General features: G+C 49.3%; 13 protein-coding genes. 5 read left to right on the top strand and 8 right to left on the bottom strand.

The annotated features are described in order from the left end of the window. Positions 1-77: 77 nt before the first annotated feature. A complete protein-coding gene (gene dcuR, locus HV477_RS06425; protein ID WP_000611307.1) occupies positions 78-797 on the bottom strand; it encodes a two-component system response regulator DcuR in 720 nt (239 codons plus the stop codon). Next, entirely contained in the window at positions 794-2,425 is a 1,632-nt protein-coding gene (locus HV477_RS06430) for a sensor histidine kinase (protein WP_023137205.1), read from the bottom strand. The genes dcuR and HV477_RS06430 overlap by 4 nt, the downstream gene beginning before the upstream one ends. Positions 2,426-2,799: 374 nt before the next feature. On the opposite strand from HV477_RS06430, the gene HV477_RS06435 reads away from it, so the two are divergent. The 4 genes from HV477_RS06435 (at position 2,800) to HV477_RS06450 (ending at position 7,304) form a co-directional block, all read left to right on the top strand. Further along, positions 2,800-5,229, top strand: a complete 2,430-nt coding sequence (locus HV477_RS06435) for a DMSO/selenate family reductase complex A subunit (RefSeq protein ID WP_000403482.1) — start codon at positions 2,800-2,802, stop codon at positions 5,227-5,229. A gap of 13 nt (positions 5,230-5,242) precedes the next feature. Then, the gene (locus HV477_RS06440) at positions 5,243-5,869 is read left to right on the top strand and encodes a DMSO/selenate family reductase complex B subunit (RefSeq protein ID WP_000816143.1); all 627 of its coding nucleotides are present in this window, start codon (positions 5,243-5,245) and stop codon (positions 5,867-5,869) included. Continuing rightward, positions 5,862-6,635: a DmsC/YnfH family molybdoenzyme membrane anchor subunit gene (locus HV477_RS06445; RefSeq protein ID WP_000544929.1), complete on the top strand. Its 774-nt coding sequence runs from the start codon at positions 5,862-5,864 to the stop codon at positions 6,633-6,635. The genes HV477_RS06440 and HV477_RS06445 overlap by 8 nt, the downstream gene beginning before the upstream one ends. A gap of 75 nt (positions 6,636-6,710) precedes the next feature. Continuing rightward, entirely contained in the window at positions 6,711-7,304 is a 594-nt protein-coding gene (locus HV477_RS06450; RefSeq protein WP_306292733.1) for a molecular chaperone, read from the top strand. Between the two features lie 83 nt (positions 7,305-7,387). Here HV477_RS06450 and HV477_RS06455 read toward each other — a convergent pair whose 3' ends face one another. Next, a complete protein-coding gene (locus HV477_RS06455) occupies positions 7,388-8,788 on the bottom strand; it encodes a DUF1996 domain-containing protein (protein ID WP_000773788.1) in 1,401 nt (466 codons plus the stop codon). Positions 8,789-9,091: 303 nt separating this feature from the next. Here HV477_RS06455 and HV477_RS06460 point away from each other — a divergent pair, with 303 nt between their 5' ends. Then, entirely contained in the window at positions 9,092-9,997 is a 906-nt protein-coding gene (locus tag HV477_RS06460; RefSeq protein WP_001268195.1) for an SdiA-regulated domain-containing protein, read from the top strand. 293 nt (positions 9,998-10,290) lie between these two features. On the opposite strand, the gene HV477_RS06465 is transcribed toward HV477_RS06460, so the two are convergent. The 5 genes from HV477_RS06465 to HV477_RS06485 form a co-directional block, all read right to left on the bottom strand. After that, positions 10,291-10,560, bottom strand: a complete 270-nt coding sequence (locus HV477_RS06465) for a hypothetical protein (RefSeq protein ID WP_079898745.1) — start codon at positions 10,558-10,560, stop codon at positions 10,291-10,293. A gap of 7 nt (positions 10,561-10,567) precedes the next feature. Further along, on the bottom strand, positions 10,568-10,783 hold the full coding sequence (locus tag HV477_RS06470) for a hypothetical protein (protein WP_001595136.1): 216 nt from the start codon (positions 10,781-10,783) through the stop codon (positions 10,568-10,570). A 22-nt stretch (positions 10,784-10,805) separates the two neighbouring features. Beyond that, the gene (gene rtsB / locus HV477_RS06475; RefSeq protein WP_001269916.1) at positions 10,806-11,093 is read right to left on the bottom strand and encodes a transcriptional regulator RtsB; all 288 of its coding nucleotides are present in this window, start codon (positions 11,091-11,093) and stop codon (positions 10,806-10,808) included. Next, the gene (locus HV477_RS06480) at positions 11,090-11,965 is read right to left on the bottom strand and encodes an AraC family transcriptional regulator (RefSeq protein ID WP_000921674.1); all 876 of its coding nucleotides are present in this window, start codon (positions 11,963-11,965) and stop codon (positions 11,090-11,092) included. Before HV477_RS06480 ends, rtsB begins: the two co-directional genes overlap by 4 nt. 265 nt (positions 11,966-12,230) lie before the next feature. Then, the gene (locus HV477_RS06485) at positions 12,231-12,452 is read right to left on the bottom strand and encodes a hypothetical protein (RefSeq protein ID WP_079898744.1); all 222 of its coding nucleotides are present in this window, start codon (positions 12,450-12,452) and stop codon (positions 12,231-12,233) included. Between the last annotated feature and the right edge of the window lie 21 nt (positions 12,453-12,473).

A 12,473-nucleotide genomic window follows, 5' to 3' on the forward strand; every position in this document is an offset into this window, starting at 1 on the left:
TGATAGCGTTTTTATTGGCATTGTTATAATAAATGTTACCAGGATATAACGCTTCGCGTCGGCTTTATGCGGTATCCTTACTGACAATATTGTTTCAGTAAAGAGTAATGTTCCGGCTGAACGCGGTAGCGGTAAACCGGCCTGCCGGTCACGCCGTAATGAATACTGGTAAACAAGATATGGCAATTCACCAGCCAGATGAGATATTTACGGCAGGAGACGCGCGAGATATTCACTTCGTTGGCCAACTCGTCGGTAGAAAATTCCTGCTCCTGATGCGCATCAATCCACTGACATAAGGTGCGTAGCGTTTGCTGCGTCAGCCCTTTTGGTAGCCGACGAGGCTCCTGCTCGCTGGATGAATTACCGTGAATGAGCAGGTCAAGCTCAGACTGTTCGTAATACTGGCGTTTTTCCATCGCCGTTTTCTTACGTAGCCAGCCGGTCAACGCTTCTTCAAAGCGCGTGGCCTGAAAAGGCTTGATCAGATAATCCACCACGCCGTAGTGAAGCGAATCTTTAATGGTGGCGGCGTCAGCGGCAGAAGAAATGACAATAACGTCGCTTTTGCAGCCTGCGCTGTGCAGGACAGGCAGCAGATCCAATCCGTTTTCCTGCTGCATGTAGATATCCAGCAGGATTAGGTCAATGTGATTTTCACTGTTGAAGATAAACTCTTTCGCTTTTTCCAGCGTCGAAGCGGTTCCACAACAATGAAAACCGGAGATTTGCGCGACATAGCGGCGATTTAACTCCGCGACCATCGCATCGTCATCGACAATTAATACATTGATCATAGGCTGGTCCTTTTTCCATCCCAGGGTAACTGTACAAAAAATTGTGTGAAGATCCCAGGCTCGGACTCCACGGAAATTACGCCGCCAAGCGCTTCAACCTGCTGTTTAACCAGCGCTAAACCGACGCCGCGTTCGGCGCCTTTCGACGAGACGCCTTTTTCAAAAATCGCCTCGATGCGCTCAGGTTCGATACCCGGACCGTCATCGCTCACTTCGCAATGCAGCCAGCCATGACGGTAGTGTAACGAGACGCTGATTTCGCCGCCGGATTCCTGGCTCAACGCTTCCAGCGCGTTTTCAATCAAATTACCCAGCGCCGTAATCAGCACCGTAACCTGATCTTCATTGTTATTATCCGGTAACTGGCTGTCGCTGCTTATCACCAGGCTGTGCCCGAAATCAGAGGCGCGAGTAATTTTACTGAGCAAAAAGCCAGCGATAATCGGCGACTTTATTTTACCCAGCAGCAAACCGATCTCTTCCTGATAGTTATTGGCCGTCTTGATAATATACGCTTCAAGCTGCTTATAACTCTTCAGGTGCAATAATCCCAGAATCACATGTAATTTGTTCATGAATTCGTGGGATCGTTCACGGAGCGCATCCGCGTAGTTCACCATCCCGTCCAACCGCTGCATCAGTTGGCGAACTTCTGTTTTATCCCTGAAGGTGGATATCGCGCCGATAATTTCGCCGTTGCTGCGCACCGGAACGGTATTCACCAGCAGCAGGCGGCCTTTGACGATGATCTCTTCATCGCGGCGCGGCGTACCGTCACGCAACACTTCGCTAATGTCCACCACCTGCGACCAGGCATGACTCAGGGTGGATAATCTGGCGTCATCCTGCGTTTTTCGATAATCGAGCAGCGCCTGCGCCGCATGGTTAATTAACGTGACTTCGCCGCTATCATCCACGGCGATAACGCCCTCTTTGATTGACTGCAGCATTGCCTGGCGTTGTTCAAACAGGGTTGAGATCTCATAGGGTTCGAGGCCAAACAGGATACGTTTTAGCACCTTGACCAGCGCATACGTGCCTAATAACCCCACCAGAGCGCCGAACAGAATGGACCAGATAATACTGCCGCGGCTATTGTTGATCTGCTGCGTAACGTGACTGAGTTCCAGGCCAATCGCTACCACGCCGATCTGCCGGTGATGTTCATCATAAACCGGTGTGAAAACGCGCAGCGCTTTGGCAAGAAAGCCGCGATTAATGGCAACGTTTTCCTTTCCCTGCAGCGCGAGCAGAATATCATCGCCTTTGAACGGTTGACCGATTCGCTGCGTTTCTGGGTGCGAATAACGGATGCCCTGCATGTTGGTCACCACAATAAACAAAAAGCCATTATGCTGGCTCACCGCTTCGGCGAGCGTCTGAATGCCGCTTTCCGCTGGCGGTTTTTTCAGCCCCTCGCGAATTGCCGGAGAGTCCGCCAGCGAGCGAGCCACCGCCAGCGCTTTATCTGCCAGCGCGTCGCGCGTCATGCTGCTGATTTGCGAAAAATAGATCAGATGGACCACAACGAGCACCGAAAACAAAACGGCGCTGACCATCAGAATGACGGTAGTGCCGAGTTTCATGGGGCGTTTGCGTAACGCCCGGCATGGCAGGGAGTGTTTCATAGTGGACCTGAGCGGACGAATCGTAAGGTTATTATCCCTGATGAGGCGTCTAATTCAAAGGCATAGGCGATGTTGCTCCAGTGTTGAAAAGCCAGTCTTACCTTGCCGGGCGCGCTACCTGCTCATGTCGACTGGCAAACGTCATGTCGTTAATTAATATCGCCGTATACCGTGATGGATAATTTATTTTCATCAGAATTGCATAAAATAATTTTCTATTAATTTTTATAATAACGTATGCGGTGTCACATTTTATTTTTACTGACGTTCAGAATGCGTTTGATCACAATCAATCAGCGCTAATGTTTAATCTATTATGATTAGTTTTCATTACATATTATTAATAATTATGGAAGCAATGTGAGAAATAAAAAATGGAAATAAAAAAATGGCTGAACACAACCATAACCCGACGTGATGCTATTGTCGCTACTGCAAAAGTAGGGGCGGCGGTGACGCTAAGTCAGGCGATTACGCTGCCTTTTGCTACCACTGCCCAGGCGCAGGATACCCCAATACCGAAGGATGCCAACGGCGAAACCGTCAGGCACAGCGCCTGTCTGGTCAACTGTGGCAGCCGATGCCCGCTTAAGGTTATCGTGAAAAATGATCGCATTGTGCGTATTGAACCGGAAGACGCGAAAGATGACGCGGTATTCGGCGAGCATCAGATTCGTCCCTGCCTGCGCGGGCGTTCCAGTCGCTGGCGCGTCTATAGCCCGGATCGCATTAAGTATCCGATGAAAAGAGTGGGAAAACGCGGCGAAGGAAAATTTAAACGTATTTCATGGGATGAGGCCACAGCCTTTATTGCGGCGGAATTAACGCGCGTTAGCGAAAAATATGGCCGGGAAGCTATTTATTATAATTATCAATCCGGCGCGTATTATCACACGCAGGGTAGACCCGCCTGGATAAGATTACTAAATCTCACCGGCGGTTATTTAAATTATCACAACACCTATTCCACGGCGCAAATCGCCACCGCCACGCCTTATACCCACGGTGATTATGTCGGTAGCCATTTTACGCAGATCGCGCATTCCGATCTGGTGGTGCTATTTGGCCTGAATCTCTCAGAAACGCGGATGTCCGGCGGCGGTCAGGTTGAAGAGCTGCGCCGGGCGCTGGAGACCTCGAAAGCCCGAGTCATTATTATCGATCCGCGCTATACCGATTCGGTGATTACCGAACACGCCGAATGGCTACCGATTCGCCCAACCACGGACGCCGCGCTAGTCGCCGGCATAGCGCATACGCTGATTACCGAACAGCTTCTCGACGAGGCGCTGGTAAACCGCTATTGCGTCGGTTATGACCGTAGCACCTTGCCGGACACGGCTGCGCCTAACGCCAGCTATAAAGACTATGTTCTTGGCACGGGCGATGACGGTATCGCGAAAACCCCGGAATGGGCGGCGGATATCACCGGTATTCCGGCAACGCGTATTCGCCAACTGGCGCGCGAAATCGCCTCGGCGCGCGCCTGCTATATTTGCCAGGGCTGGGGGCCGCAGCGTCATGCCAACGGCGAACAAACCGTGCGTGCTATTCAGACGCTGCCAGCGTTAACCGGCCACTTCGGGCGGCCCGGCACCAATAATGGCAACTGGCCTTACGGTACGCCGTATGGCGTGCCATTGTTGCCTGTCGGTAAGAATCCGATCACAACCTCTATTCCTTGCTATCTGTGGACGGACGCCATTCAGCATCCGGAGAAAATGACCGCGACGACAATGGGCGTAAAAGGCGCGGACAGGCTAAAAACCGGGATTAAGCTGTTTTTCAACCAGGCCGGTAATACTTTGCTTAATCAGCACGGCGAAACAAACCGCACCCGTCAAATTCTCGCGGATGAATCGCTGTGTGAAACCATTATCGTGATTGAAAACCATATGACGCCCAGCGCGATGTATGCGGATCTGCTGTTGCCGGAGACCAGCTATCTTGAGGCGGAAGACCTGGTGGACAGCTCCTATGCGGCAGGATCGCATAACTATATGATTGCGATTCAGAAAACCGTTAAACCGATGTGGGAAGTGCGCAGCACGTATGACATCTGCGCGGATATCGCCGGGCATCTTGGACTGCGCGAGCAATATACCGAGGGCCGAACTCAGGCGCAGTGGGCGGAGATGCACTATCAGCAGATCCGTGAAAAACGTCCATACCTGCCGGAGTGGAGCGTGGCGAAAGAGATGGGCGTGATTGACCAGCGTATCGCTACCGAGCAGCAGAGCCTTGCGTTTGCCGATTTCCGCGCCGACGCCGAGGCTAATCCACTCTCCACGCCGTCGGGCAAAATTGAAATTTACTCCCAGGCGCTGGCGGATCTGGCGCAAACGTGGACGTTGCCAGAAGGCGAGCGAATTCCCGCATTGCCGGAATTTTGTCCGGCGAAAGAGTCGCACCTTAACAAAGCGCTGACGGCGAAGTATCCGTTGCAGTTAAGCGGCTTCCATACCAAAGGGCATACCCACTCGACCTACAGCAATGTGCTGATGCTGCATGAGGCGGTGCCGGATGAAGTCTGGATTAACCCGATTGACGCCAGCGCCCGCCAACTGAAGTCCGGCGATCGGGTGCATGTATTCAATGACCGCGGCGTGGTGGAGCTTCCCTGTAAAGTGACCCAGCGCATTTTACCCGGCGTGGCGGCGATGCCGCAGGGCGCGTGGACGCGGCTTGACGGCAACGGCGTTGATGTCGGCGGCTGTATCAATACGCTGACCAGCCACCACCCTTCGCCGCTGGCGAAAGGCAATCCGCAGCATACCAATCTGGTTGAAATTAAACGCGCTTAAGGAGTGATGTACGATGAAACAGTATGGCTTTTATGTTGACTCCTCGCGCTGTTCAGGCTGTAAAACCTGCCAGGTAAGCTGCAAGGATAATAAAGATCTGGATGTCGGTCCGAAACTCCGCCGCGTCTATGAATATGGCGGCGGAAGCTGGGTGAAAGAGGGGGAAAGCTGGCATCACGACACCTTTACCTACTACCTCTCTATTGCTTGTAACCATTGCGATGAGCCGGTATGTGTCTCCGGCTGTCCGACCGGGGCGATGCATAAACGCAAAGAAGATGGTCTGGTCGTGGTGGATGACAGCGTATGCGTCGGCTGTCGCTATTGTGAAATGCGCTGCCCCTACGGCGCGCCGCAGTTTGATACGCAAGCAAACGTGATGCGTAAATGCGACGGTTGTCTTGACCGACTGGAGAACAATCTGCGCCCTATCTGTGTGGATTCTTGCCCGCAGCGAGCGCTGGATTTCGGCCCTGTCGATGAATTACGGGCAAAATATGGCACGGAGAATCAAATCGCGCCGCTGCCTTCGGCGTCGTTCACCCATCCTAACCTCATTATTAAACCGCATCCGAAAGCGAGACCCACGGGCGATACGGAAGGCGCAATCATGAACATTCGGGAGGTGCGCCATGCATGAGTTACCGCTGGTCTTTTTTACGGTCTTTACCCAGAGCGCGGTCGGCGCGTTTATTCTGCTGCTGATTGGCGGCGCAATGGGGCTGGTCGCGCCGCGGCGCAAGGCTATTGGTCTGTTCTCGGTGATGTGCCTGTTTGGGCTTGGCGTCATTGTCGGCACCTTCCACGTCGGGCAACCGCTGCGTGCGCTGAATATGCTGCTGCGCGTCGGACATTCGCCGATGAGTAACGAGATTGTCCTGTCGGCGGCTTTTGCGGCGCTCGGCGGGCTGGGGGCGCTCGGTTTGTTGCTGAACCGGGCGACGCCGCTGTGTAACGCGTTGGTCTGGTTGGCGGCGATAGTCGGAGTAGTCTTCTTATACGCCGTTCCGCAGATTTACCAACTGCCGACGGTGGCGACCTGGCGTTCATCTTACACCACGGCAATGATGATATTGACGCCGTTGATTGGCGGCGGCGCGTTGGCGGCATTGTTTGGCGTGCGCCGTCTGGGGCTACTGGTCAGCGTGTTGGCGATTTTGGTGAGCTTTTGTCTGCGCCCGGGCTATATGGCGACGCTGATGAGCGCCGATAGCGCTCTGACCGCCGCGCAGCATAGCTGGTTTACCGCCCAGGCGATATTGCTGGCGGCGGGCGTGGTCGGGGTGGTGGTCTGCGCGCGCCTGAAATCGAGCGCTGCGGTGCTGGCCATGACGGCTGTGGTGGTTATCGCGGCGGAGTTGGCGGGTAGGATTGCGTTTTACAATCTGTGGACGCTGCCAATGTAGTTTTTTGCCCGGTTTATGCCATGTAAGCCTGATCAGCGTAGCGTCATCAGGCGAAATATTTCAGGAGCTATTGCTATGCTTTCCCGTGCTGTTTTGCCGCGTATCCTCGGCGCACTGTTTTACTACTCCCCTGAGAGGCCGGAGGTGAAAGCGTTGTTCGATTGTTTGCCAACGTTGCCTGAGCTTTACCCCTGGCGCGATCGCGGACATATTGAATCACTGTGTGCGTCATGGTCGCAACCGGATGATGATGCGCTTACATGGCAATTTTCTGTGTTGTTTGAAGGCCAGGGAAAGATGCCCGTCCCGCCCTGGGGATCGGTCTATCTGGAAAAAGATAATTTGCTGATGGGGGAAACCACCGCCGATTATCGAACTTTTTTACAGTCGCAGGGCATGGTATTCACTGACCGTGAACGCGAGCCGGAAGATCAGTTTGGCCTGATGCTATTGGCCTGTAGCGATCTGCTGGCACGAGGCGACAACGTGGCGGCCAACCGGTTACTGGAGGCGCATCTGCTGCCCTGGGGATTCCGCTATCTGGAATTGCTGCAACGCAATACCGTTAGCGCCTTCTATGCCCGGCTTGCCGTCGTAGCGACCTGTTATCTGCAGGATGTTCAGCAGCAACAGGGACTACAGCCTGAGAATAAGCGGTTGTTTTTCTGAGGTATTGGTCGGGTTTTGATGGCGTGCCGTAATACTTGTGCCGCCATCGTGCCCGCTGTTGCGTCAGCGGGCACAGTTTACTATTACAGCTCCGGCGTCTTTTTGAAACCGGTCAGCATCAGCACCAGGCTCTGTTTTGAGTCCGCTGGCGTGAAGTCGTAGTGATTTCCCTGACGGTCGCCGCCGATATACCAGGATATTTCCGTTTTCCCTTCCGCCAGCGCTTTGCGCACCGCTTTATCGACATCAACCATGCGATACTCATGTGAATGGTCCAGATATAACACGGCATCGGAACGGTAGTTGATCGCCGGTTTATTGTTCCAGGACACGGTACTGACGTGCCAGTCACTGCTGGTCGGGTAAAAGAAAATTTGATCGGCGCCGTTCGCTTCCGTTTTGCCGCCAAAAAGGCGAATACGGTATTTGAATAGCGAAGCGTCCATATTGGCAGGCAGGGGCGGGATCTTAAATTTCACCAGCGTGAGCGTTTCCGGGTGCTGCGTGCGTCCGCCATTTGTCCAGTCATCCTGTACGTACAAGGTATCGACGCTGGCATGAGGCTTGTCGTCTTCGCTGCTTACCCAGGTATTTTCTTCCGCTTTACTGTAGGCGTAAGGAACCGTAGTGCCGCAATCCAGTCCCTGATTCATACACAGATCCGTCATAAACTGCGCGCCATCTTCCGTCCAGCCATTCATAAAATCGGCATGGGCGGTATAAAGACTTCCCCAGCGCTCTTCCCGGGTTTCGCCATGCATTACCGGGTCCATCGACAATTCCACTTTGGACGTATCCAGCGAGGAGATCTGCGGGAGTACCCAGGCGATGTTCATATTCACCGTTGGGATTTTTACCGGATAGTCTGCGGAACATTTCCCGTGGTCGGCATAGATAGCGTTATTGTGGCTATGGGTTGGTTTCAGGTTGACGCCATCCCAACAGTTGGGGAAAGCGATCCCGATATTAAACTGGACGGCATCGCCCGCTTTACGCAGGCCGCATATTTCGCCTACCTTGTTGGTGTAACCTTTGCCGTTGGCACATAAAAAGGTGATTGCGGTACTGGGGCCAGTACCGTGATGGTCGCCGGCCAGTAACTCCAGCCCGGCCGGGAATGGATGGAGCGGATATTGCGCTACATTTGTGGATTGATAATAGGTCTTTTGGTAGGCCGGATTTACGATTTCACCATCAGGTAATTTCATGGACGGCGCCCAGTAAGCGGAGCTGTCGGCTTTATTATCACAGGTGGTATCGGGTTGCGCGCGCAACGTCTGGTAGGTAGAGACCGCATCGGTGTGGGTGTTGCCAAAAAAGTCATGCCACATCGCCTGATTCGCTTTACCAAACATCATAATCGCGTCATCGCCCAGCGTGTGGTGATAGCCGCACACGACATGCGCCTGAGGACCGGCATGGGCCGGGAATGCGCCAGCGGCAACGAGCGTAGCCAGGCTGACGGTAATAAGGTTGAGTTTCATTTTTTTGCTGCCCGGTTGAATAGAAGTGGGAGCAGCAATAGCAGATCAAATTGCGGTGTTACATCTCATTAATTATCACTTTTTGTCATTTGCCCTGCATACAGGGGCGAATTTGCAGACGTACTATTTAAATAATTAGCCGAAACTACCCTCCTCTTGATTATGTCAATTTACAAAAAGGGTACGTTAGTGATTAAAATCGGGCTTTTTGTGATAACCCTCACTATTTCATTTTGCCTATGCTAATGGCGCTCGCCATAACCGAATAACGATTCTATCGGACATCGGCTTTATTTTTAAGAAATGCGTTACGACATCAGTCGTGACGCGATCTGCTATGGATTTTTTATGAGATTACTAAAACGCGTTATTGTGGTTGTACTCTTGGGCGTGATTTTATTTATGGTCAGGGACGATATACGCTATGTTTATCAACTGATCCTCAAATATGGTGATAAACCCTCGGCGCTGGCACTGAGTAGCTATAAAGCGGTTATTCAGCAAAAACCAGTCGCAGGAGTTAAGAGTAACCTTTCAGGTTTGACCTACTCCGCCGAAGACAGGATGCTTTTCGCCGTTATTAATAATCCCCCTGAACTGGTCTGGTTAACGACAGAAGGGCAGCTGGTAGGGCGGATGCCGCTGCAGGGTATCCACGACCCGGAGTCTATTGCATGGAGTGGGGGCAACCAGTTCCAGATAGGCAGTGAGAAAGATGGCGCGGTCTATAAAACACAGGTGGATATTCAGCGCGGCGCCATGCAGATAATCTCCATGGTGAAGCTTGAGGGCTATGACAAAGCAAAAAATAAAGGGCTGGAAGGTACGGCATGGGATGCGAAAAATGAGAGATTATATGCCGCAAAAGAAAGAAAACCCATTATGATCAAAGAAGTAGAGATGAGCAAAAATGGTATCACCAGAGCGTTGCCTTCTGCCATCACTGCGAGTGTGAGCGATGTCTCTGGACTTGAATACCATGCCCCAACGGATTCGCTGCTGGTGTTGTCGGACGAGTCAAAAATGATTCTGGAGGTCAGTTCCGAGTGGCGGGTGCGCGATCGATTGTTCCTGACGGCGGAGTGGTCAGGGCTCAGAGACGATATCCCCCAACCAGAAGGGATTGCCATGGATAATGAAAATAATTTGTATATTGTGAGTGAACCAAATCTGTTTTATAAATTTTCGTGTGATATACAGAATGACTAAAATCTATTTTTACTGTCATAGTATGCTAAAACAGAACAAGGTTATTAATACCATGATTTGACGATTGCTTGATTCGTTGATTCATTGTTGGGGATATTTATGTTTTACTTACCTCAGTAACGGATTACTTTGTGGTGTAGCGTAACGGTAATTGTCCTCCTCATATTTGCGGCAGCGTAGTCTGCCGCTTTTTTTTATAAATTAACTCTCTCTGTAATAATTAACAGACAATGAATATTATTCTGTTTTTTCAGCAGGCCTCCGAAGAGGCCTCGCAGGGTGATGTTTAGTTATCAGGCATGATTTTCTTCATCAACACTTACCGAATGCCATGTCGCCTCGCTAAGTGAAATCATTTCATCTACGCCGGAACTCTTGTTAACCGGGGTTTCCGTCGGCGATGTACCTGTAAATGTTCCACTGGCGGTATAGTCCGTATCGTTGACCGTGACCTTCACCTGAATATCCTGATGCGCCTCCACGACTCCCTTAAGGGTGACGGTGTTATCCAGACTGTTAACAGTCGATCCCAACGTTGGTTCGGCGGGCGGTTGTGTATCCATAGTCAGCTTAATTGTTGCGTGAGCTTCTAAGCGACCCGATAAAGGTCGGTGTATTGATGTTAGTGATATTATCGCCTCCGGCGCCGATATCACTATTATCCTCCATGGAACGTACTGGCGGTGTAGAGTCTATCGTCAGCCAGCCGATAGACAGCGAAGAATTATCCATAGCGTTTGCGGAACGATCTCTGAAGATGATATCCAGAGTTGCCTTGCCTACCACTCTACCAACATTTTAGGAAAAATTACGTAATATCGACTGATATGTAAAACTCATTCAGCATCAAATGGATTAATTCAACATCAGTAGTAATATCCATTTTTTTATAGGCTGATCTCTTTTGTGTTGAAATCGTTTTTATATTTCGATCTAATAAATTTGAGCAACTTTTAACAGATAATCCTGCTGCCACGTAATAAATAACTTTTTTTTCGCTCAATGTTAGGTCGAATTTTTTAGCGAGCAACAGAATCCCATCTCTTATATTAATATGTTTTGCTTTGTTCTTATACTGCATTGTCAGATATCTCAATTAACATATTGATGACGAGAGGAAGATAAAAACGCTAAAAATTCCGATGGTGTAGTTTTGAAATGTTTTTTAAAAACGCATGTAAAATAAGAAGCACTATCATAACCACACATATAAGCCACTCGAGTAATATTATATTCACTATTGCGTAGAAGTTTTGTCGCTTTATTCATTCGCGCATTAAGGTAAACTTCGCTGAATGAGGTGTGCTCTTGTTTCAATTTCCTTTTTAATGTGGAACAACTCATATAGAGTGAGTCAGAAATATCCTTGAGCGCCCATTTTCGACTTATGTCGCTTATAATAATATTATAGATGTTTTCGGCTAATGTATTTTGCGATAGTTCTCTGAAGAGAGCAAATGCTTCAGGTTCATAGATGAACTCTGAAAGTAGAAATCTTATTAAATATTCCTTTTTATCTTGGGATAATTTCTGGCTTTTATTTGAAGAGTGTAAAAGGTTGAATACTCTTGCTACGCCTGTTTCTATTGGCGCTAACAGATGTTTTGTCGTCGGTTTTGTTAATGGGGCCGAAAAGTCTGCATGTTCATACAGAAAAAAATTATAAGCATTTTTTATTGACGCTGAATCTAATTCAATTAAATTATAATTTAACTGTTCATGAGTCTCTTCCATAGTGATATGAATAGTTTGATCTTTAGCTAAAAATATTAACATTGGCCCTGATGCCGTAATATACTCCCCGGACGATGTCGTAATTGAAATTTTACCCGTGGTGAGCTTGATGAGTACGGACTGCAGTAAATTTAATCCCTGAAGTGATAAGGATTTCCTCTGCCAGTTTTGTGCTGATTGTAAACATTCAATGCTCCCCACCTGGACAGGTGAGGGATTAAATACTTTTAGCATGATAATTTCCTTTTATTAAATGTGCGTGTAAATCAAAAATTATTCTGAAAAATATTTCAAAAGAAAACTAATATATAGCTATATAATTATTTGCGAACTTAAGGTATCAGGTGGCGATCTTTTCATTTTCTATGGGAAATGCTATTTTATATTGCATTTCTACATATTATAGTATCGTTAAAAAACTATGTCGCGTATAAAAAAAAGATGGAAATTTACAAGAATTGGCTCATGTTATTATCAATTTATCTCTTTAAAATTTGAATTAAGTAATAATTGCCTTTAATCTTTTAGAGAATAGCTCTTTAATTTCATGGAGGTAGTTAGCATGAGGTATAAGATCTGATGTTAATTTGTGATAAGGTTTATCCTGGATGTAAATATTAACGCTCTTGGCCAGGAAAGGCATACAACGCGGTAAATATATACTGCGGCGGGTAGACGGTGTAGCGATATCCGGAAGTTTGAGGGGAGGGGAAGCATTCAATCGTATGGTTGGCTTTATGAA

The organism is Salmonella sp. SG203, from assembly GCF_013350575.1.
In the GTDB taxonomy this organism is placed as follows: Bacteria; Pseudomonadota; Gammaproteobacteria; order Enterobacterales; family Enterobacteriaceae; genus Salmonella; species Salmonella enterica.